We start from the raw sequence: 21,329 nt of genomic DNA on the forward strand, positions 1-21,329 counted from the left end.
ACGGTTTAAAAAGGCTTTCTATCTAGATAGAAAGCCTTTTTTATGAAGGAATTAATCATCAAGGATGACGTTAGGCTGTCTTCACTATATTGCTCACTTGCACCATGGCATCCCTTGCGGAGCGGCTCACTCCCGAGAGTTGGAAGAATCCATGGATCACCCCAAGATAGCGGCGGCAGTGGGCATTCACGCCAGCCTCTAATAGATGCCTAAATAGCTGTTCTCCTTCATCGACGAGCGGATCAAATTCAGCTGTGATGATATGGGTTTCGGGCAGTCCCGCTAGGTCAGTGCTTCGCAGCGGACTGGCTTCGGCATCGGTTCTGGGGTGCCAATCTAAATACAGATCAAATCCAGTGAGTAAGGTATCGCGGGTAATAATATATTTCTCGCCATTGTCGCTATAGCTTTGGCTTTTAGCAGTGGCATCGAGCATTGGATAGATAAGCACTTGTTTTTGTGGCAACCATTGCCCTTTGGCTTTTAAACGTAGGCAAGTGACTAGGGCTAAATGGCCGCCGGCGCTGTCGCCCATCAGGGTAATCTTGTCCTTATCGCCACCCCATTGTTGGCAATGCGCATATATGACCTCGGCGGCATGGCAGGCATCGTCGTGGGCAGCGGGGTAAACATGTTCAGGGGCGAGACGATAGCTCACCGCAATCACCAGTGCGCCAGCATCATTAGCAAGTTTACGCAGTTGTTGATTGTGGGTTTCAACGCCGCCACTGACAAAACAGCCGCCATGGTAGTAAATGACAACGGGTAAATCGTTTGCCGCCGAGGGTTTGAACAGGGTTAATTCTGCGCCATCGATGGAAACTGCGCGCACCTCGAACACGTCTTCCGCTTCACCTGCGAGTACCGTGCTGGCGATATAACCTTGCCTACGTTGCTCAATGGTTTGCTCTCGCACCGATGGGCAACCCGCTGCGATAAACTCGCTAACCAATTGTTTAATTCCATCTTCTAAATAGAGTTGGCTCATTTAATCTTTCCTCGATGTTCAGTGTGCTTAGCAGTTCTGCAATGGGCTGAGTTTATCGGCAGCTTAACGGAATTGGTAGCCGCAGTGATGAGAAGCAATAGCGGATTAGCAGCATTGACATGATTTCTGCCAGTAACTATTTTTGCTCAATTTGTTTTTGCTCAGATTGTTGTGCGCACTCTGGCTCTGTACTCATTAATTAGATGCTTGTTAGCCTAAATTCACACACTGTGATGAGTCCTGTTTTTAGCTCTGCCATTAACGTAGTAATGAATACGGTTGCAGTCGGCATATTTTCATTAATACAGATTGAGTTGTATGGCGACTTGTAAGAAAATTACCAATTCAATTGACCCTTAGGCTGGATGCGCTTAGATTTCCGCCTGATTGTGCGTTCGATAGCACTTTGATGTCTATTTGTGAAAGTTGCTTTCAGTATCTTGGCTAAAATATAGGTTGCCAAGATGCCGTTTGAGCGACACATTGAGCCAGCGCTCACATCGTTATCCGTACTCTATTTGCAGGAATTCTCCGTGGCTAAAGCACCCAAAACATTGCAACAACGCATGAGCATAGTCGCCCTCACTTGGCCGATTTTTGTCGAGACCTTGCTGCAATCACTGCTTGGGATCAGCGACATTTTTATGCTCAGCCATTATTCCGATAACGCGGTAGCGGCGGTGGGACTCACGACTCAGCTGATGTTCTTCATGATGGTTATGTCGATGATGGTGAGCACAGGTGCGAGCATTTTGATTAGCCAGAACAATGGCGCAGGCCAGTCGCAGCAGGCTGTCGATATCGGGGTGGCAAGTGTCGCATTGAGTTTAGGACTCGCCTTGATCATGGGCGCCTCTATGTTCTTCGGCGCTAAGGGGATTATCGGCCTATTTGCGCTTGAACACGATGTGGCAGGCTTTGGATATGACTACTTAGTGATTTGCGGCAGCTTGAGCATAGGCTTGGTCATGAACATTGCTTTTGCCGCGATTTTAAGGAGTTACGGCTTTACCCGCTCGGCCATGTTAGTCACTTCAAGCACAGGCTTGATGAACGTCATCGGTAACTATATTGCCCTGTATTCTCCCTTTGACTTGCCTGTTTATGGGGTAACAGGGGTGGCAATTTCCACCGTCACCAGCCAGATCATCGGCGCTGTGATCATGCTGATGGTGATCCGCTATAAAAAGATCCCGCTGCCACTGCAACGGCTTAAATTATTACCGCGCAGCACCTATTGGAGCGTGATGCGTATCGGCCTACTCAATGCCGGTGAGATGCTGTCTTACAATGTGGCGCAGATGACAATCATCTATTTTATCAGTCAGATGGGGACTTTATCGCTCACGGCTTATACCTATGGATTAAACATCAGCCGGTTTATTTATTGTTTTGCGGTGGCGCTCGGGCAGGCGACGCAAATTCAGACCGGATACTATGTCGGCAAACAATGGTTCGATGAAATCACTGTGAGAGTGCAACGTTACTGTCTGGTGGGTTTTATCGCTTCGCTGGCGATAGTCTTAGTCTTCTACTGGCAGCGATTCACTATTGTTGGCTGGTTAAGTGAGAACGAGGAAGTCATCCAACTGACGGCGTTATTACTGGCAGGTTCTATCGCGCTTGAAACAGGGCGGGTGTTTAATCTGGTGATTATTTCGGCATTAAAAGGGGCGGGTGATGTGGCGTTCCCCGTGCGGGTTGGCCTCTTTAGCATGTGGGGCATAGGGGTATTATTGGCTTGGTTCTTTGGCCTTCACTTAGGCTATGGCGTACTCGCCGCTTGGCTTGCCGTTGCCGCCGATGAGTGGATACGCGGCCTGATTATGGTATACCGCTGGCGCTCGTGCCGTTGGCAACGTTTTACTCGAATACCCGCTGTGACTGCAGTGTAGTTTTGGTGAGGTGAATTGGAAGCGCAGCAAACATTGGCTGCGCTTTTTGTTTGATAAGCTTAACTTTGCTGTTGCAGCAGGGTACGACACAGCTTGATAAAGTCCGATGACGTGACGATACCGAGTACCTTTTTATCGACATCGACGACGGGCAAGCAGCCGAGTTTGTTTTCGATAAAATATTCCACCACTACAGTTAAAGGCTCGTCGGCGGTAAGATGCTGAAAGTCTTGGTCCATCACAGTTGTGATCGGCGTGTATCGTTCTTTGCGCTCGAGCGCGCCTTGGCCGTATTTGTTCAACATTGTCATCACGCTGGCGATCATCTTTTTATGGGTGAGTACGCCAACGAGGGTGCCATCAATTTCAGAAATCACAGGTAAGTGGCGTACGCCACGGGTTTGCATCAGATGGTGGGCATCTTTCAAACTGGCGCCATCACTGATGCAGATGACTTGATCACTCATAATATCGCTGACTTTCATTGTTAAATTCCTTTTCTTGCCATTCTTAGGCGTGCATTTAACACGCTGCGTTAGCCTGCACCGATGTTAGCAGCTTCCTTGTTCGCTGCGCCAGCCCTGCTTAAATAAAGTACGCCATTCAGTATAAGTATTTGAATTGATAGAAATCATAAAAGGCTGACAAAGATGTCACAAATGTGTAACAGTGATGTCTCACAATCGGGGTCTCATTAGACCTCATACCAGTGAAGCCTTTTCTAACAAGGAATAATAATAATGAATCGTACCGTAACTCGTCGTGACTTTTTGGCTATGTCGGCCAAAGGTGTTGGCGTTGCTGTGATCTCTTACGGCTTGATGGGCTGTAGTGATAGTAATGATGATAATTCTGTACCTGCACAATTTTTACATGGAATTGCCAGTGGCGATCCGGCGATTGACGCTGTGATCCTTTGGACCCGTGTCACGCCTGAATCTGAGGGTGATGTAAAAGTGAGCTGGCAAGTGGCAAGCGATGCGGCCTTTAGTCAATTAGTGACCACGGGTGAGATGGTCACTAATGCAAGCCGTGACTACACGGTTAAGATTGATGCCCGCGGTTTACGTGCTGGCCAAAACTACTTTTACCGCTTTATGACTGGTGACAAAACCTCAGCCGTGGGTAAAACCCGCACGCTGCCTGAGGGCGATGTGAGTTCTGTCAAACTGGCGGTGATGTCCTGTGCGAACTTTCCAGCCGGATACTTTAACGTCTATGAATTAGCGGCGGCGCAGGATGACTTAGATGCCGTGGTGCATTTAGGCGATTACATCTATGAATATGCCCGTGGCGGTTATGCCAGTGAGCATGCTGTAGAGCTTGGCCGTGAAGTCTTACCGGCCACTGAGTTGCTGACATTGGGCGATTATCGCACCCGTTATGGCCAGTATCATACCGATGCGAGTCTGCAAAAGTTACACGCGAAAGTGCCTTTTATCACAGTTTGGGATGACCACGAAGTAGCCAACGATACTTGGCGTGATGGCGCCGAGAATCATAACGAAGGCGAAGGCGATTTTGCCGTCCGCAAAGAAGCGGCACTGCAAGCTTATTTCGAATGGTTGCCTATTCGTCCATGGCGCGAAGGGAACCATGAAGAGATTTACCGCAGCTTCAGTTACGGCAATCTCGTCGATCTGCACATGCTCGATACCCGTGTATTGGCCCGTGATAAACAGCTCGATTATGCCGATTATATGGATCCGACTACGGGTTCGTTTGCGGGCGAGCGTTTCCTTGCCGATGTGACTTCGACCACTCGCACTATGCTGGGTTTGACGCAATTGTTATGGCTGCAGGGCACTCTGCTGCAAGCAACGGGCAAGTGGCAGGTGTTAGGGCAACAGATTTTGATGGGCAAGATGTCATTGCCGGCGGCGATTGCGACTCAGCAGATGAGCATTCCCCAATATGCCATGTTAGGTGCGTTAGCTAAGTTAGCAGCGCGTGCGGCGGCAAATGATCCCACGCTGACCGCCCAAGAGTTACAATATCTTCAGGCTAATCAAGCCTTATTAACCCCAGAAGTTATCGCACTGCTGCAATTACCTGCCATTCCATACAACTTAGATGCTTGGGACGGTTACGCCTATGAGCGTGAGGTGATTTTAGGTACGGCTAAATCGAAAAACCTCAACCTAGTCGTGATCGCGGGCGATACCCATAATGCCTGGGCTAACGAGCTTAAAGATGTGAATGGCGATACCGTTGGGGTGGAGTTTGCGACCAGCTCAGTGTCTTCACCAGGTCTTGAGTACTATTTGAATCTGCCCGCTGAGCAGATCCCTGCGACTGAGGCGGCGATCGTCGAGTTAGTGCCAGATCTTAAGTACGCTAACTTAAGAGATCGCGGCTTTATGACGCTCACTTTCACCGCTGATGAGGTGCGCAGCGACTGGCATTATGTGGATACCATTCTGTCGAAGGATTTCCAAGCGGCAACGGCACGTGGTTATAGCGCCAAGGCAAAAGTGGGCGAGCATGTGATTACGCCTATCGTTTAACGCAGGTATTTATTCGCTGTTTTTAGGCCACCTTAGGGTGGCCTTTTTGTTGCTTTTTGCCTAAAAAGACAAAATAAATGTCTGTTGTCACGCAAGTTCTTACTATTACTGCAGCACATCGCATTTTTTTGGTATAAAATTCGCTCCCAAAATTCGGCGGCTGCCTACACTTGCTAAGGCAAAGCTGTTTTAGTGTTTTGGGAACCTTTACCCGCCGAACAGACCTTACAGGGGTCATAAGCTTTAACGACCTAAGAATAAAATCAATGTGATGGGGACTGTGTCATGTCAGAAAAGTATTTTGTTACCGCGCAGCAATTGCTGGAAGATTCATTTTTATTAGCTTCGCAAGTGTATGAGAGTGGCTTTCGTCCGCAGTTTATCGTGGGTATTTGGCGTGGCGGCGCTCCAATCGGGATCGCGGTACAGGAATTTTTCGACTTTAAACAAGTAGAAACCGATCACATTGCCGTGCGTACTTCTTCCTATTATGGGATTGGCACTGATAAGCAAAGCAAAGAAATCAAAGTTCACGGCCTGCATTACATCGTTGAAAATGCGAACGCTAGCGACGGTTTATTGATTGTGGATGACGTGTTTGACTCTGGTCGCAGTATCCATGCATTAAAAGAAAAACTCGGTCAGTTGATGCGCCTGAATATGCCAACTGATATCCGTATCGCTTGCCCTTATTACAAGCCAAAAAATACCGCCGTGCCTTTAAAGCCTGACTATTACATCCATGCCTCTGAAGACTGGTTAGTGTTCCCGCATGAAGTCACAGGTTTAACGCCGGAAGAAATTGCCGAAGGTAAGGGCGATTTAAAGAATATCCAGCACCTGTTTAAATAGCTTGCTCGCGGCGAGATATAGACTATTTTCGCAATAAAAAATGCGTTAACGATTAATCGTTAACGCATTTTTTGTTTTCTATATCGACGACTTATAAATCCATACAGTTCGCATAGTAAGTCACAGTGGCGGGCCAGTCGGAGAATACTCCAATCACACCGACATCTTTAGCTAACACATCGAGTAATTCAAAGGTATCGCCTTCGTTATCTATGGCTTCGGTAATGCTTTGATAATAAAAGCCGCCACCATTTTTTAATAATCCAGAACGTTCCAGCGACCAAGTGATGATCTTAAGCCCAGCGCCTTTGGCGGCCTTAGCGTATTCCGAAGGAATTATTTTCTTATCCGCATCTAAGGCGACTAAAACCCAGAGTGGCGGCGCAATAATTTCGACGCCTTGGGTTTTCAAATCTGCCATTGATGGTGACCAAGTGGCAGAGTTTTGCGGATCGAAAGCGCTGTTATAATCGTATCTGTCATCGAGAAATACGGCTTGTTTCGCAAACTCAGGTGCGTTGGCGACCCAATATTTGATGTCATCTAAGATAAATGATTGAGGGAATACTTGCGAAGCATCGACGCCTGCCGCCGTGTATTCATCTAACATTTTTTGCGCGTAATCCTGCTGAGTAAAACCATCGAATGGCATAGATACGCTGGCGGCTTTGAGCTCTGGCGTCATCTTCACACCAGCTTTTTTAAACATTTCAATACTTTCGGCGTGGGTCATCAAGGTGCCATTGCCAGCGTAGAGATCGGTGCGCCAGCTTGGAGTGCCATTGATGAATTCGGCCGCAATGGTCGCTTTAGGATTGCTGCCTTCCATCTTACCCTTGAGGGTTTTAAATTCGGCGAGGGTGATATCGCTGGTGCAACAGGTCGCCGATGCGCTGACGCCATTGGCGGCATCAGCCGGAGTGAATGGGCTCGAACATTTATTGGCCAGTTCAGGCACGGCTAAAATGTTGGTCGTGCTGGCAAGATCGCACTGTGAGTGGCGGCACACTAAGGCTTTATCGGCGGTGAAGGTGACATCACATTCAACTATGCCAGCGCCCGAATCGATAGCCGCTTGGTAGGATTCCTTTGTATGCTCAGGGAATTGCATTGGTGCGCCACGGTGGCCGATGGAAAACTCGCTGCGATAAAAATTGTCAGTGGTGCATTGTTCTAAGCGGGTTTTAAGTGTGCTGTCTTGCATTTGACGCACGAGGAATAAAGGTCTTTCTCCCACTTGAGCCGGAACAGGTTTGCTGGCAGGTGGCGTGACTTCTGTGTTGTTATCGTCACTATTGCAACCAGCTAATAAAGCGCTGGTGGCAATTAACAGGCCGAGTGAGAGCGACGAAATAGGGCGTAGTTTCATCAGATTTACCTATGAGTAATGATGTAAATTATTAATATTAATCAGAAACTCTAAAGTGTTAATGTGACTAAAAAAGCCTATTTTTATGACATAAACAAGAATATATACCGTTTGCACGACGATTATCTAAAGCACGCTAGCTTGCGATGAACAGCCATAGACAGAGGATGAGCGGGATATATGCGCAGTGTTGTTTTAGACTTGAGAATTGACTCCACTGGGCGAGTCGATGAAACTGGCATGAATATTTTCATCTGGGCGATCTTTCTGGGCCGAAATCAAGTACACTGCGCTCCTTTTGTTTTATGATGAGCGTTTGGTTCGCTTGATAAGACAAACGTGACAAGCATCATTTAGGAAATAGAGCAGAATGAGCAAGGGCAAAAAATACGATTTTCGCGTGACACAGGGCGACAACGGTTGGAAAACTGAAATCACTCGTCGCATGACATCAACTAAAACAGTTGTGTCTAAGAGCCACGATGGCTTTGCGACTGAAGCCGAAGCGCAAGCTTGGGGCTTAACTGAATTACAAGTGTTTTTAGGCACGTTAACTGAGCGCAATAAACGTCGCTCAGAGAAACAAGCTAAAGCAAAATTAGCCGCAGCATTAGCGGCTGAAGCGGCTACTGATGCCGAAGATCTTGATGAAGATGATTTCGACGAAGAGTAACACTCATTCGTTTAACCTTGTCTTATCAAGCCAGTGTGATCGTAAGGGAGCGTTCAAAGCGTTCTGAAACGTCACTCTGGCGATGAACAGCAAAAGGCAGATCTTAAGATCTGCCTTTTGTGTTTTTGTCGCTCGCGAAACTGTGCATATCAATTCATTTCATCCTATTTCCTCGTTTATCTTCATACACACTGTTCGGCTGGACTGATCTGTTGATGCTGTCATTAGCATGTTTTTATCGTATTTAGCCGAGATTACGTACTCTATACCATTAATAATTAACGATAACTATTATCATTTGATTTACTTAGATGCTGCTCTGTGCTCATATGTAAGTAATTCGAACGCACGTTTAACTTTATTAAGGTAAGGGAACTCCTATGAAACTACTTCAATCCAGTTTATTGCTGTGTTTGTCGGCTTCGGCAACCCTGAGTTATGGCCAAGCCTTAGATGGAGAGGCGTTACGCTTACTACAAGCGTCGTTAAAGGATTCGACTTTGGGTGCACAAGCTCAGTTAACTAATACTAAGCGGGCATTAGCGTTAGATTTAAGTCATCAATATGCGCAGCTTGCGCCTATCTTACAGACTGAAATAAACCAGTATCAGTTGGCAGTGAATGCCGATGAGATTCTGTCTCAACATAGGCTCAATGATAATGTGATTACCCAAGCCGATGCGTCGATTCGCCGAGTGAAGGGCTTAAGTGCCAAAGCAGATTCTCTGGTGCAAGTGCGTCTAGCAGATGAAACCATGTTAACCCCATGGCAGCAAGGTGAGTCGCCTTTATTTGCCTATGAGCCCGATGGTGACGAGCGTCAGTGGGATTATATTGAAGCCTTTGATATTCATGGACAAGTTCATCAATTAGACGTGTATAACCTACCGCAGCAGCCGGTGTTTGTGGTCGGCATCGATAGTAAAAAAGCCTTTGTGGCTGGCTTAGAGGTGATGCGGGCGACATTTGCCGAAGCACAATCGGCGAAAAAAGATGGCGTGCTACTGAGCCGTGCGCAAACACAGGCGGTGGCAGACAAGCCTATTTCAACCACAGTGATCAAACAAATATCCTTGAAGGATGACCATGAGCCGTGGATTTCTGGTCGTGCCGAGATTTACGGCATAGTGACAGGGATTGACCCGAGCCGTGAAGAGCCTGTGCTCGATATCGTCGAAATGCCCTATTTAGATTATGCGGATACGACCTATTATCCGAATCAAATCATCATCCATTGGGAGCGTTATCGTTGGGCGGCTGCGGACATGATCCTAATGGAGCATGACGATGGTACTAACTATAAAGTGTTGGCCACTAAGTTGTTGGAAGCGGCGGAGCAGATCTTAAAGTCGATCCCCGATCCTGAAGCTCAGGGTTATGCGCTGATCCCGCAAATCACCAATGGTATTTTAAGTGTGATGCCGGATGCTTGGTTCACCAATGACGATGACTTTGTCGACGTGTATTACACTTTACAGGAAGGGGTTGAATATCCTAACTTGAACGGGGCTAACGGTAATGCGATGACGAGCTTTGCGCCATTAGTTATCCAACCAAGGCCCTGATGAATTATTGCGGCTAAATGCAATGGCTGGAATGTAAAAGCGGATCCTAAGATCCGCTTTTGTGTTTTTATCACTTAACTTTAGGCTAAGCCATTCACCTTAAGCTTTTAGCTTGAAACTACCTTGCATAATCGCCCAGTGACCTGGGAAGCTGCAGAAGAATTGGTAAGCTTCGGTAGCGCTCATGCCAGCAGTGCTAAAAGTAATAGATGTTGATTCGCCGCCGCCCACTAATGGCGTGTGAGCGATAACGCGAGTATCACCCGCTTTAACATAGGCTGCATCAGGACCGGCACTCATACCTTCAGTTGCGACGGCTGACATATCGGCTGCCTTAGTTAGTACCCAGTTATGGCCCATAGCTGCTTTTGGCAAAGTGCCTGTGTGGGTTAAGGTTAAGGTCACTTCTTTACAGCTTGCAGGTACTGACAGCTCTTTAGTGTCAAATTGCATTGCATCAGTGGCGGCAATTTTCAGTTCACATTCGTTGGCACTCGCTTGGCTAGCGAATAATAATCCTAGGCCGATTAGGCTAGTGCTGGTCACGTTACGTAAAGCTGTGCTTTTTGCTTTCATCTGGTACTTCCTTAGTTGAACAAGGGTAGCCGAGTCCTTTTGACTCGGACATGCGCCTACCAGAATAAGCAATCTTCATTAAATGGGAATGAAATCAGCGTGTAAATTATGTATATGCAACTTTCGTTTGAGTACTGCATTCTCTGTGACTGCAAAATTCTGTAACGGCAAAATCGCTAGCGGTAAACATAGACGAGCGAGTACTGAGCTGGAACCAACTAAATACTCGCGGATTATCATTAATGAATTTGATTTATAGCTATGATTTATAAGTGATAATTTAGATAGGCGGACTCAGGGCGTCTAACTCAAAGTCGCTTGCTTTTTTAGTACGAAAGCTCCTGTCGATAGGGAATAGCACGTTGTGCGCCTTGGCGAGTCACTGTAATGGCACTGGCCGCATTGGCAAATCCCACGGCGGCAGCAATTGACATGCCTTCACTCAAGCCGACGACTAAGGCGCCGTTGAAGGTATCCCCTGCAGCGACTGTGTCTATGGCTTGCACTTCAAGTGCGGGCACTAGCCCGGTAAAACCTGGGCTGCTGATATATGCGCCGCGACTGCCTAAAGTAATCACTACAATTCCTACACCTTGCTGGTGCAGAAGCTGCGCAGCCATTTGAGCATCATCGAGATGGTTAATTTCAACGCCAGTTAAAGCTTCTGCTTCAGTCTCATTAGGCGTAATCACATCAACCCATTTGAGTACATCGTGGCCAAGGGCGGTCGCTGGGGCGGGATTTAATACCGTAGTCACGCCAAAGGTTTTTGCCATTTGTAATGCCTTTGCCACTGTGGCAGCAGGCGTTTCTAGTTGAATTAAAAGGAATTGAGCACGGGAAAACAGAGCATAGTGATTTTCTAAGTCATCGGGTGAAAGAGTGGCGTTGGCTCCCGCAGCAACACCTATGGTGTTTTCACCGTTGTCACCGATAAAAATCATCGCTGTGCCTGTACTCTGCTCCGCTATCTGGCTAATACCTTCTGTACTGATGCCATCTTTGATCCAGCTTTGACGCATATCATCGCCGATACTGTCTTGGCCGAGGTGGCAGATAAAGTCAGTGCGGGTGCCTGATTTAGCTAAACGCGCGCAGGCGACCGCTTGGTTGGCTCCTTTACCTCCCTGTTCGAGTCGATAGTCTCGGCTCATCAAGGTTTGCCCTGCTGCGGGCAGGTACTCAAATTTCATCACATGGTCGGCATTCGCACTGCCGATAACGAGTATCTGGCTCATAGAAAACTCACTGTTATTTTCATCTGCGATTGAGATAAGTTGGATCATAGACACGTAAACTGTCTACCAGTAAATCGACAAAACCGAGTCTGTCGAGCCCAAACAGCACAGTCGCATTGGCGGGTTTGCCAGTGAGTTGATAGCGATCAACCACTGTCATGCCTAAGGTCAGCTCGCTTTGGGTTTCAATCCCGACCCAACAATCTTGTGCTTCAAACAGTTCAGGTTTGAGCAACCAAGCGATAGTGCAGGGGTCGTGCAGAGGTGCACCAATAAAGCCCCATTTAGGATCTCTGTGGTAAATCATAAAGAAATCCAATAACTCGGCGACGCACTGAGCAATTGGATTTGGGATGGCGCGAATCCGTTCTATGTCTGCATCCATGATTTGCGCTTGATGAGTCACATCGAGCCCGCACATAGTGATGGGAATGCCTGACTTAAAGACAATATCGGCGGCTTCGGGATCGACAAAAATATTAAACTCGGCGGCAGGCGTCCAATTGCCGACACCGGCTGCGCCGCCCATTAGCACAATACGCTCGATTTTAGGGTGTAGCTCGCTGTGACTCGCCAGTAAAAGGGCGATGTTAGTCAGCGGCCCAGTAGGCACTAAAGTCACTGGCTGAGTGCTTTGGCGGATTTGCTGCGCCATCAGTTCAACGGCTGTTATGGCTTGTGGACTGAAGCTCGGTTCGGGTAATGCTGGGCCATCGAGGCCAGTCTCGCCGTGAACATTGTCGGCGATAATCAGTTCACGTGTTAGCGGTTTAGTGGCACCGCCTGCGACTGGGATATCACCTCGGTTTAACAGGGTTAAGATCCGCAGGGCGTTGTTGAGGGTTTTATCTGGGGTTTGATTGCCAGCGCTAGTCGTGACGGCAAGGGGAACGAGGTCTGGGTGAGCTAAGGCTAAGATCAGCGCGATAGCATCGTCATGGCCGGGATCGCAATCAAGAATGATGTGACGAGTCATACTGTTACTCCTTTAAACAGCGGTACTGGATGCTTAGAATAGCATGCCATAAGTTAGGCGCTAGCCTGTGGAGGGCACTTGCAGAGTAAACTGTGAGCATTTTCGTCTTTTTATCAACAAGCTGCTAGAATTCTGCCCATTTTTGACATTAGGCGATGTTAGGTTATTTCATCTTCGCTCTGTCTGCTGCACAACATTGAATGACATCTCCAAGCAAATACAAGGAAATAAGTAATGCTCACTCATCGAATCACTTGGCCTAAGGCTTTACTCGCGGGCATGGTTGCCATGCAGATCTCTGGCTGTAGCGAGCCTCAACCTATGGCCATAGTGGAAAGTAATAACGAGTCATTGCTGCAGTTTGATAACGGTAAACTCATCCAATTTAAGGAAAAACCGAGTCCGCAGTATCGTCATATTCCCTGTGATTTACCCGCAGTAAATACCGTTGTAACAAATGATATGGCAGTGGCTGCTATCACCCCCAATGGTGATGTGGTCACTTGGGGTAATAGTTTTAGTGGAGGCGATAGTCGTGAAGTTGCTGCGGAGCTTAAACACGTCAAACAAGTCGTGCCTATAAAGGAAGGTTTTGCCGCACTACGTGAAGATGGCACTGTGGTGTACTGGGGACGTGCAGGGAAACTGAGCCTCGACAAAGCCCTGCAAAGCCGTATGACAAACATCACTAAACTCTATGCTAATCGTGAGGCGGTAGCCGCACTCGATGCTAGTGGAAAAGTGCACACTTGGGGTTATGGGCCCGAAGGCGGCAATAGCCAACATGTGCAGGATAAACTGTTTGATGTCGTGGATATTTTTGCTGAAGGACGAGGTTTTACTGCTCTTAAAAAAGACGGAAGCACTGTGATTTGGGGGCAAGTTGAACGGTCAACCAATATGAAAAAGCTGCTGCCACAGTTAATGGATGTTGTGCGTGTTGAGTATACCCAAGGGACCTATGCCGCTTTGAAAAAGGATGGCAGTGTCGTGACTTGGGGGCAGAGTAGCGATATTTACCCTATTCGCAGTGCGCTACAGGATGTCGCGAGTATTACGTCAAATAGCTGTGCTTTTGCAATCTTAAGTCCAACGGGTGAGGCGCACTTTTGGGGCAATGAAACGAACTGTGGTATCGATTGGCTCAAACAAACGGATATTAAAGGCGTGAACAGTATTGTCAGTGTTGGCACGGGATTTTTGTTGCTGCGTGACAATGCCGTACCGCAAATCCTTGTCGATGATAGTGACTACGCCTATCTATATGGTTTTCACTATGCTCAAGATATCCTCAATCGGTATTGGCAGGAGGGAAGCAAGATCACCATAGGTTCAGCATCATTTGTATTCACCCGTCCTGACGGCAAAGTCGTGCCAGTAGGCTATAGGGCTAACCTAGAAAATGTCGAGAAGCTCATAGCGCGTATTCCACGATTAACTTGGTTAGCGAGGGCGGGTGAGGGGTATGTCGGGATCAGTGAAAAGGGGGAATGGGTCTCTTGGTCGATGAATAACGAGATGTTCGCTAAATCTCCGGTACCGCCTGCCGATTCGTTGGTGATAAAGCCGCTGGATTTTACCCCTGTTGCCCAATGCGAAACGCCAGAGCAACGGCAGGTGATTCTGAGTCAGGAAAGGCCTAAACCTGAAGTGAAAATGTGGTTGTTTAGTGAATAGCACTAACCTCTTTGCCGCTATTGTGCTGATAAACGGGATATTTCCCTGTTATTCAAGTCGTGATAGTGATTATTTCTTTTAAAGTGGCAGTTAATATAACTTTTTGACTGTTTTCAGCGAAGGTTCTTCGTTAGAATGCTGGGTGTTTTCTGTTCAATTTCATGATGTCGTATTAATTATAAGTGCGATACAAGGATGATAAGTATGAAATTAGCATTGTGTTCACCTATTGGATTGTTTCAAGGTGCCAGTGTGTTATTACTCTGCAGCTTAATTGGCTCAGAGCCAGTTCAAGCCACATTAGATATAGCTCGGAGCGAAAGCGGCGCAGCTCATACCCATGTATTGCCGGTATTTGGTCAGCAATTAGGGTTCAATCTGCCTGCGGGCTGGAAGCAGGCTTATCATGAGGAGCAAGCAGGCATGTTTATGGCAGAATATGTGCCTGAGCAGGAAGCATTAGCCCAGTGGAGTGCCCTATTTTGCGTGCAGGGTTTTAAGGATATGGCCGAGAGTATTAGCCCTGAGCGTTTTTTAGATGCGATGGCCCAGACCTATAAATCGACCTGTGATGGCGAGGTGGTGTACCAGAAGTTAGGTGACACTGAAGTCGATGGGCACGCTGGATTTCATGCGATTCTAGGCTGTACAGCCATGCCCAATTTACACGGTGTGACGCCACTGAATCCCAAAGCCTATGCTTCAACTCCTCAAGGGGAAATTGGCTATTATACGGTTGTCAGTGGCAATAAAGATTTGTATCTACTGCATAAGTCGATGCGAGGTGCCGTTTTTTCTGCCGATAAACCACCATTGCAGGCAGATAATAGCCAAGATTTTATCTCCGCTTTAGTCCCATTCTCCTTGAAGTAGACCGTAGACGCTCGCTTGAGTTTGATGGACTTTCATCCGTATAGACGTCTATAATGCGCGCGCTCAGGCTCTATAATGTGCTGAGCCTTAAGGGAGTATCGCTGTTTTATTGATGGCTGTGCCCTATGAATCAAATTTTTAGTCAACCTTCTGAGGTGCTTGCGTGCGAAAGCCGCGAGATAATCGGGAAGCCAGTGAAATTCTGGCACTGCCCCCGCAACGGTAAAAGGTGAGAGAAGACCGCGTTTGATTGGTGTGTTCAAGACAGAACCCGATAGTCAGAATGTTAAAGGTCAGTCTCGCGTTAATTCTATTTTTACGGATTAACATAGCCTAAGTCCGGAGACCGGCCCTAAAGGTGTTTTTGAGATTTCGGTGGGCAGATCTCAAAATGCGATAGTCACTGTCAGTATCTTTTACTGAATGAACAGTATCGTGGCGCTAATGCCCCGTTTTCCTTGCAGGAGTTAAAGGTAAAATGGGAACAAATCCAACAAAAATCGCGCTGCTGATCGGTAGCCTTTGCAGTTTTTCCGTTATCGCGCCCGCTATGGCGGCAGACGATACCAGCACAGCGAAAGTCGACGAGCATCTTGTCGTGATCGGCCGCTCTGACAATACCCCGTTAAATATTGCCGCGAATGTGAATGTGATTGACGCTGCGGCGATTGAAATGAGCGGTGCCACTAGCGTGACTGAGGTTTTACGCGGTCAAAGCGGTATTCAAATTTCGGATAATAACATCGGTACTAGTTTTGCGATGCGTGGCTTTAGCGCCAGCACTGCCGTTAATAACACGCTGATTTTACTTGATGGTCGTCGCCTCAATAATATCGATATCGCTGCTCCTAGTCTTAATGCCATTCCGCTTAACCAAGTCGAGCGCATCGAAATTTTATCGGGTAGTGCGGGTGTGCTTTATGGCGACCAAGCGGTAGGCGGCGTGATCAATATTGTCACTAAATCCCCTGAAAATACTGGTGGTAGCGTGCAGTTATCCGGCGGCAGCTTTGATACCTATGAAGGTCGCGGTGATGTGTCTGGCGCGATCAACAAGGATTGGCGTTACTTTTTCACTGGTAGCTATAACCAAGGTGACAACTACCGCAAGCATAATGCCAATGAAACAGGGTCGATTTTAGGTCGCATTCAATATAAAACGGCCACAGATTCGTTCTTTATTGAAACCAGCTATTACGACGATGACCGTGAAAATCCTGGCTCATTGACAGAAGAACAGTTCAATAAAGACCCACGCCAATCTTTCAAGAGCAGCGAATATGTCCATGAGATGACCACTGCAGCGCGCACGGGTTACCAGCATCAGCTTAATCAAAATTGGGCTTTAGCAGCGGATTTAGATTATAGCGATACCTTAGTGTCTTCTTTTAATTGGGGGGCGAACAGCCATAACACGCGCTCACTGTTGATGTTTAGTCCTAAAGCGTTAGCGAACTACAGTACCCGTCAAGGTGAGCTAAACCTAGTCACAGGTTTAGACATTAGCCGTGGTAAGGCTGATTTTGACACTATGGCGCGCAGTAATGTGCAGCAAACACAAAGTGCTTACTTACAAGCCACTGTGCCATTAAGTCATACCCTAAGTTATGTTGTGGGGGGGCGATATGCGCGGGTGACCGACGAGTTAGTCGATCGCAAAGTTTATCCTAATGGTATCGATTTAGATGAAGATGCGACAGCATTTGAGTTTGGCCTAAACTACCGTCCTAGTACGGAGCACAGATTCTATCTACGTGGCGATGAAAACTTCCGTTTTGCGAAAGTGGATGAGCAAGCTTATACCCCTAAAGATGTGTTTGGCTTAAAGCCACAGACGGGCCGCTCCTATGAGGCGGGTTGGGATTGGACGCTTGCCAGCCAAACCCTGCGAGTGAACCTGTATCGCCTCGATTTAGAGGATGAAATCGTGTTCGATCCTAGCGCAGAGACACCTCCAAAAGGAGATTTCCAAGGTGCGAACGTCAATGCTGACGCTTCTCGTCGTTATGGCGCCAGTGCCGATTGGGATTGGCAAGTGACTAAAGCGCTGCAGCTCGGGCTAGAGTATAACTATATCGATGCTGAATTTACTGACGGTATCAATGATGGCAAAGAGCTGTCTTGGGTGGCAAAACACACAGGGCGCGGTTATGTCAGCATGGATTTTGCTGAGCATTTCCAGGTGTTTGCCGAAGCTATCTACACGGGTGATCGTTTTATTGAAGGCAATAACGGTAACGAAGGCGATAAGTTATCTAGTTACGTGCTTGGTAATTTAGCCTTGAACTACAATCGTGATGCTTGGCTTGCCAGTCTGCGTATCGATAACCTATTCGATAAAGATTATGTCAGTGCAGGTTATTACGGTGGCCTTTGGGGTGATAGTTATTACTCTGGTCGAGGCCGTGATATTCGTTTAACCCTTGGTTATCGTTTTTAATATCTGACTACATAAGCTATTTTGCAGCCTTTAAATGAATATAAAGGCTGCTTTTGCTATTATCTATTCTTAAATTGTTTATCTTGTTCTTCTTTATTTAGCGGTTTAATACCAAGATAATATTCATAGCTATTTTTATCATTATTATCGGCAGACATCTCATTTTTATTATTAACTTCTTTCGATGTGTTGTCTTCTTTTTTTGCATACATAGTTAATTTAGGCTTAGTCTGTTTAGACTTGGTCTCCTCTGCAGCTGACTTATTCGCTATACTTTTAATCTCTTCATTGTCAGTAGCGGGTTTGTCTTCTATCTTGCCAAATTTATAGTTAAAAATAGCATTGGTTTCTACTGTTTCAATGGTTGATTTTTTCATGGTTTTGTATGATGCGACAATGCCATGCTTACCTAAGGTCACTTCGGGGTAAATTTTCTTACCTGTACCAACCTTAGCACCATCGACATACCAGTCTGCATCAACGTTACTCGTAAGGGTAATCACAGTGGACTTAAGGCCCAGTTTTTCATTGAGTAATGATTCTATTTTGTTGTTATATGACGGTTTAAACGTCATATTAACTCTATAATGCAGTTCACCATTCATATTCATACTTGCATCAATAACCTTGTATGATAGCAGCACACTTTTATCACTAAGGAATGGATCTGAATTAATCGTGTTCTTAACTGTATATTTTTCGGTATCTTTTAAACAATCATTTATAGATTGAAATTTAGAACAAGTCATAGAGCTTTCTAGGTCAACTGACTTAACACTATCAGAACTAGATAACTCAGCAATAATACGATTAACAATTTCTTTTTTTAATGCAAAAAGTTGTGCGCTTCTTTGAGTTCGTTGACTATTAACAATTTCGTACTGTTTTAATATATCTTGATAGTTTTCTTTGTTTTTAACTTCGTCTTCGACCGATTTCTTTTCAAGTGAATCAATGTTCTTTACTAAGGTTTCGATTTCTTTGAAGTAATTACTCGGGTCACTTTCTGTTAAAATGGCATTGGGTAATGCCAATATTGCCTTGTTATAATGCTCTTTCTCGTTTTTGATGTTTGTTAATAGTGATTCATAATCATATTCACTTTTCTTATGATTAGATAAGCGGTCATTAATAGATATTAACAAGTTATCAATATCAAACTTTTGTTCGATTTGGTTTACTGATTGGTTTTCAGTTGCAGTTATCAACTCTAAGGCGTACGAGTTACTTGCACACAAGCACAACAAAGCAATGGTAAATTTACTGTATCTCACGTTTCTCTCCGATATTTTATCTGAAACAGTCAAAACAGCTTACTATTTCAGTGCTTTGAGCAAAAAACTCTACGTTTGAGCCATGATACTTAAGTTGATTTTTCTTTTCAAATGGATTGTTTGTTTGCCAATTCCAAATAAAGACATTTCCACTTTGATATCAGTTTGAGGCTCAATTGTATCCTTTTATTGAGTCATCTTATATTGGCAAGATTCTCATGACCATGATACTAAATGATGCTCATTACAGAACAATTGTTGCTGAAAACTGTGGCACTAGAGTGATGAGTAGTAATGAGCTAAAAGTCGACTATGTAGCGGGAATGCTATGCTTCAACACTGATGTTGAATTGGTCATTGTAAGTGAGAGGCATATTGCAATGAAATGCGAATGGATGTCGCTTACCCTCGTTGTAGAAATAGAGATAAATCATTAGACGGACTGGCTCGTGACGACTTGAAGAATGGAAATGTTAAAATTGTTTTAAAACATGGGATTATATCTCCACCTCCAGCACCTTATTTGCTTCACCATTTGATGTTACATATAAGGTAGTCATTTTTTATTCTTTTCGTTAGGCTATTGTGCGACTTAGTACTGAAATTCTTTAAATTTTGGGTATGATGTGAAGAGTAACCGAATCATCTTATTGTTAATAAACAGGTGCAAAGTGTCTTATGACTGATCTTGAGCAACAGGTTTTTACTCAAGTTAGAGCTATTATAGCGAATGAAGAGCAAGTGATTGGCCGCCGAGGGATTTTAATTCCACTCAAAAAAGCGATCCTTGCTGAAGGCGACATTCGTAACGTGATCGACATCATCTCGAGTGACCCCGCATTGGCGGCGCACATGCTAATGCGCAGCAATTCCGCACAGGCATCAGGGGTGATTAATCCTAAGACGCGCTCCTTGAAAGAAGCTTTAGTCCGCTTAGGTCAAGTGAATATCTATCGCTATGCCTTTACGTTTTATCTGCAAGAGCGTCTCGATGAGCTGCCGCAGCCCTATAAAAAGTTAGTCCAAGGTTATTGGAAGTTGACTGAAGATATTGCAACGGATGCGGTGGACAGTTTAGCGGATATGGAAGGCGTCGAGGTTGATGCTGACGAAGTGCAAACCTTGGCCCTGTTCAGTGTGTTCGGCCAAATTATCGCGCTCACGGCCTTTGCGTATTTAAATGCTAATGCCGAACAATCATTCCCTTTAAGTGTGATTAAGTCATTGATTGATAATCAACAGCAGACATTGACGATAGAATCATTCGAAGCGTTAGATCTCGATCAGGACTTGCGTCAAGAGTTTATGATTGCCCATAATTTGCGTCAGACCCGTAATTCGAATTCCCCTGGTTTAATCCTGCGCCGCGTATTGTCTATGCGTGGTCTATTGATGAATCCGCTGTAATATTTAGATGCGACGGTTTGAACGAATAAAATAACCATTTAATTCAATAAAAAAAGCCTGCATTCGCAGGCTTTTTTATTAGATTTCACCCGCATTAATTAGTCTTCTGCTGGCGAGATAAACCTTCACTCGCCACCAGTTGTAACCAATTTTGGATCAATGTTGAGTTACCACTATGGCGGCGATAGGCGCCAAATAGAGGCCGTTTTAAGCCTTCCTGTCCTAGCTTTACCGTAGTAAGGCTTAAGCCGTGACCTTCATTTATCGACCAGTTCGGCAGGGCAGCGATACCATCTTTGCAGGCGATGCGTTGCAATAACATCATGGTCAAATCACAGGTTTTTTGCTCACCCGCTTCTATGCCCGCAGGTTCTAAAAAGTGGCGATAAATGTCTAAACGCGTCAGCGGTACGGGATAGCTAATTATCGGTAAACGCGCTAATTGCTTAGGGGTGACATAGGGCTCTTTCGCTAGCGGATGATCTTTAGCAACCACTAACTTTACTTCAAAATCAAACAAATGCTGATAAGCGAGTGAATGCCCAGGCACAGGATCTGAGGTCAGCACTATATCCAGTTCGCCCATTTCTAGGGCATTGAGCGAGTCAAACAAGTGACGGCTCGACAAGTCTAACTCGGCTTGGGGATGTTCTTGTCTAAATTGCTCCATCACAGGCATTAACCAGCGAAAACAGCTGTGACACTCAATGCCGACACGTAACTGATTGGTTTCGGTTTCCAGGCCATTCTTAAGATCTGTCTCGGTTTCTAGCACCTTAGGCAAAATTTCTTCCGCGAGATGAAGCAGACGCGCACCTTCTTGGGTGAATGACAGCGGTTTGCTTTTACGCACAAAAATAGGCGAGTTAATCCTTTGCTCCAACTCCTTAATTTGGTGGGAGAGTGCGGATTGAGTGACAAAACGTTTTTTGGCTGCGCCCGCCAAACTGCCACTTTCCTTCAGGGCCATTAAGGTTCGCAGATGTCTTAGTTCGATCATGTTCACTCCAGGTGAAATT

The 21,329-nt window shown here is 46.0% G+C and carries 17 protein-coding genes and 1 riboswitch; of the genes, 9 read left to right on the forward strand and 8 right to left on the reverse strand.

The annotated features are described in order from the left end of the window. Nucleotides 1-70: 70 nt before the first annotated feature. Entirely contained in the window at nucleotides 71-988 is a 918-nt protein-coding gene (locus Q4Q49_RS03670; RefSeq protein WP_311989856.1) for an alpha/beta hydrolase, read from the reverse strand. A gap of 533 nt (nucleotides 989-1,521) precedes the next feature. Here Q4Q49_RS03670 and Q4Q49_RS03675 point away from each other — a divergent pair. After that, the gene (locus tag Q4Q49_RS03675) at nucleotides 1,522-2,883 is read left to right on the forward strand and encodes an MATE family efflux transporter (protein WP_311998729.1); all 1,362 of its coding nucleotides are present in this window, start codon (nucleotides 1,522-1,524) and stop codon (nucleotides 2,881-2,883) included. A gap of 59 nt (nucleotides 2,884-2,942) precedes the next feature. On the opposite strand, the gene Q4Q49_RS03680 is transcribed toward Q4Q49_RS03675, so the two are convergent. Next, entirely contained in the window at nucleotides 2,943-3,368 is a 426-nt protein-coding gene (locus Q4Q49_RS03680; protein WP_259214872.1) for an HPP family protein, read from the reverse strand. Nucleotides 3,369-3,623: 255 nt separating this feature from the next. Between Q4Q49_RS03680 and Q4Q49_RS03685 the strand changes: the two genes are divergently transcribed. Continuing rightward, nucleotides 3,624-5,390 carry an alkaline phosphatase D family protein gene (locus Q4Q49_RS03685; protein ID WP_311998664.1) on the forward strand — a complete coding sequence of 589 codons (1,767 nt, stop codon included), beginning with the start codon at nucleotides 3,624-3,626 and terminating at the stop codon, nucleotides 5,388-5,390. 285 nt (nucleotides 5,391-5,675) lie between these two features. Beyond that, entirely contained in the window at nucleotides 5,676-6,242 is a 567-nt protein-coding gene (locus Q4Q49_RS03690; protein WP_006080219.1) for a phosphoribosyltransferase, read from the forward strand. Between the two features lie 91 nt (nucleotides 6,243-6,333). Here the strand turns inward: Q4Q49_RS03690 and Q4Q49_RS03695 are convergent, their stop codons facing one another. Beyond that, nucleotides 6,334-7,611 (reverse strand): glycerophosphodiester phosphodiesterase family protein, encoded by a 1,278-nt coding sequence (locus Q4Q49_RS03695; protein WP_311998665.1) that lies wholly within the window; start codon nucleotides 7,609-7,611, stop codon nucleotides 6,334-6,336. A 370-nt stretch (nucleotides 7,612-7,981) separates the two neighbouring features. Between Q4Q49_RS03695 and Q4Q49_RS03700 the strand changes: the two genes are divergently transcribed. Together Q4Q49_RS03700 and Q4Q49_RS03705 are read left to right on the forward strand one after the other, a co-directional pair. Beyond that, nucleotides 7,982-8,284 (forward strand): DUF3622 domain-containing protein, encoded by a 303-nt coding sequence (locus Q4Q49_RS03700; RefSeq protein ID WP_105250177.1) that lies wholly within the window; start codon nucleotides 7,982-7,984, stop codon nucleotides 8,282-8,284. Nucleotides 8,285-8,664: 380 nt separating this feature from the next. Beyond that, a complete protein-coding gene (locus Q4Q49_RS03705) occupies nucleotides 8,665-9,849 on the forward strand; it encodes a DUF3103 domain-containing protein (RefSeq protein ID WP_311998666.1) in 1,185 nt (394 codons plus the stop codon). A 99-nt stretch (nucleotides 9,850-9,948) separates the two neighbouring features. Here the strand turns inward: Q4Q49_RS03705 and azu are convergent, their stop codons facing one another. The 3 genes from azu to rihA all read right to left on the reverse strand — a co-directional run bounded on the left by azu (nucleotide 9,949) and on the right by rihA (nucleotide 12,639). Then, a complete protein-coding gene (gene azu, locus Q4Q49_RS03710) occupies nucleotides 9,949-10,425 on the reverse strand; it encodes an azurin (protein ID WP_106651603.1) in 477 nt (158 codons plus the stop codon). A gap of 326 nt (nucleotides 10,426-10,751) precedes the next feature. Beyond that, nucleotides 10,752-11,663, reverse strand: coding sequence for a ribokinase (gene rbsK / locus Q4Q49_RS03715; RefSeq protein WP_311890202.1), 912 nt, complete (start codon nucleotides 11,661-11,663; stop codon nucleotides 10,752-10,754). Between the two features lie 19 nt (nucleotides 11,664-11,682). Continuing rightward, on the reverse strand, nucleotides 11,683-12,639 hold the full coding sequence (gene rihA / locus Q4Q49_RS03720; protein ID WP_226058184.1) for a pyrimidine-specific ribonucleoside hydrolase RihA: 957 nt from the start codon (nucleotides 12,637-12,639) through the stop codon (nucleotides 11,683-11,685). Between the two features lie 234 nt (nucleotides 12,640-12,873). On the opposite strand from rihA, the gene Q4Q49_RS03725 reads away from it, so the two are divergent. The 3 genes from Q4Q49_RS03725 to Q4Q49_RS03735 all read left to right on the forward strand — a co-directional run bounded on the left by Q4Q49_RS03725 (nucleotide 12,874) and on the right by Q4Q49_RS03735 (nucleotide 17,629). Further along, the gene (locus Q4Q49_RS03725; RefSeq protein WP_311998667.1) at nucleotides 12,874-14,316 is read left to right on the forward strand and encodes a hypothetical protein; all 1,443 of its coding nucleotides are present in this window, start codon (nucleotides 12,874-12,876) and stop codon (nucleotides 14,314-14,316) included. A gap of 204 nt (nucleotides 14,317-14,520) precedes the next feature. After that, complete coding sequence (locus Q4Q49_RS03730; RefSeq protein WP_311998668.1) at nucleotides 14,521-15,189, forward strand: hypothetical protein; 669 nt, start codon at nucleotides 14,521-14,523, stop codon at nucleotides 15,187-15,189. Nucleotides 15,190-15,325: 136 nt separating this feature from the next. Further along, nucleotides 15,326-15,559: riboswitch (cobalamin riboswitch) on the forward strand. Between the two features lie 108 nt (nucleotides 15,560-15,667). Continuing rightward, nucleotides 15,668-17,629 carry a TonB-dependent receptor gene (locus Q4Q49_RS03735; RefSeq protein WP_311998669.1) on the forward strand — a complete coding sequence of 654 codons (1,962 nt, stop codon included), beginning with the start codon at nucleotides 15,668-15,670 and terminating at the stop codon, nucleotides 17,627-17,629. Between the two features lie 59 nt (nucleotides 17,630-17,688). Here Q4Q49_RS03735 and Q4Q49_RS03740 read toward each other — a convergent pair whose 3' ends face one another. Continuing rightward, the gene (locus tag Q4Q49_RS03740) at nucleotides 17,689-18,903 is read right to left on the reverse strand and encodes a hypothetical protein (protein ID WP_311998670.1); all 1,215 of its coding nucleotides are present in this window, start codon (nucleotides 18,901-18,903) and stop codon (nucleotides 17,689-17,691) included. A 678-nt stretch (nucleotides 18,904-19,581) separates the two neighbouring features. Here Q4Q49_RS03740 and Q4Q49_RS03745 point away from each other — a divergent pair. Then, a complete protein-coding gene (locus Q4Q49_RS03745) occupies nucleotides 19,582-20,310 on the forward strand; it encodes an HDOD domain-containing protein (protein WP_063883536.1) in 729 nt (242 codons plus the stop codon). A 94-nt stretch (nucleotides 20,311-20,404) separates the two neighbouring features. On the opposite strand, the gene Q4Q49_RS03750 is transcribed toward Q4Q49_RS03745, so the two are convergent. Continuing rightward, the gene (locus Q4Q49_RS03750; protein ID WP_106651596.1) at nucleotides 20,405-21,310 is read right to left on the reverse strand and encodes a LysR family transcriptional regulator; all 906 of its coding nucleotides are present in this window, start codon (nucleotides 21,308-21,310) and stop codon (nucleotides 20,405-20,407) included. Between the last annotated feature and the right edge of the window lie 19 nt (nucleotides 21,311-21,329).

This window comes from Shewanella sp. SP1S1-7 (genome assembly GCF_031932105.1).
Taxonomy (GTDB): Bacteria; Pseudomonadota; Gammaproteobacteria; order Enterobacterales; family Shewanellaceae; genus Shewanella; species Shewanella baltica.

Excerpts from the sequence above, each read along its gene's own strand:
- Q4Q49_RS03745 (WP_063883536.1), top strand. The coding sequence starts at position 19,582 with ATGACTGATCTTGAGCAACAGGTTTTTACTCAAGTTAGAGCTATTATA.
- Q4Q49_RS03690 (WP_006080219.1), top strand. The coding sequence starts at position 5,676 with ATGTCAGAAAAGTATTTTGTTACCGCGCAGCAATTGCTGGAAGATTCA.
- Q4Q49_RS03695 (WP_311998665.1), bottom strand. The coding sequence starts at position 7,611 with ATGAAACTACGCCCTATTTCGTCGCTCTCACTCGGCCTGTTAATTGCC.
- Q4Q49_RS03685 (WP_311998664.1), top strand. The coding sequence starts at position 3,624 with ATGAATCGTACCGTAACTCGTCGTGACTTTTTGGCTATGTCGGCCAAA.
- Q4Q49_RS03750 (WP_106651596.1), bottom strand. The coding sequence starts at position 21,310 with ATGATCGAACTAAGACATCTGCGAACCTTAATGGCCCTGAAGGAAAGT.
- Q4Q49_RS03735 (WP_311998669.1), top strand. The coding sequence starts at position 15,668 with ATGGGAACAAATCCAACAAAAATCGCGCTGCTGATCGGTAGCCTTTGC.
- Q4Q49_RS03730 (WP_311998668.1), top strand. The coding sequence starts at position 14,521 with ATGAAATTAGCATTGTGTTCACCTATTGGATTGTTTCAAGGTGCCAGT.
- Q4Q49_RS03705 (WP_311998666.1), top strand. The coding sequence starts at position 8,665 with ATGAAACTACTTCAATCCAGTTTATTGCTGTGTTTGTCGGCTTCGGCA.
- Q4Q49_RS03680 (WP_259214872.1), bottom strand. The coding sequence starts at position 3,368 with ATGAAAGTCAGCGATATTATGAGTGATCAAGTCATCTGCATCAGTGAT.
- azu (WP_106651603.1), bottom strand. The coding sequence starts at position 10,425 with ATGAAAGCAAAAAGCACAGCTTTACGTAACGTGACCAGCACTAGCCTA.
- Q4Q49_RS03670 (WP_311989856.1), bottom strand. The coding sequence starts at position 988 with ATGAGCCAACTCTATTTAGAAGATGGAATTAAACAATTGGTTAGCGAG.
- Q4Q49_RS03725 (WP_311998667.1), top strand. The coding sequence starts at position 12,874 with ATGCTCACTCATCGAATCACTTGGCCTAAGGCTTTACTCGCGGGCATG.
- rihA (WP_226058184.1), bottom strand. The coding sequence starts at position 12,639 with ATGACTCGTCACATCATTCTTGATTGCGATCCCGGCCATGACGATGCT.
- rbsK (WP_311890202.1), bottom strand. The coding sequence starts at position 11,663 with ATGAGCCAGATACTCGTTATCGGCAGTGCGAATGCCGACCATGTGATG.
- Q4Q49_RS03700 (WP_105250177.1), top strand. The coding sequence starts at position 7,982 with ATGAGCAAGGGCAAAAAATACGATTTTCGCGTGACACAGGGCGACAAC.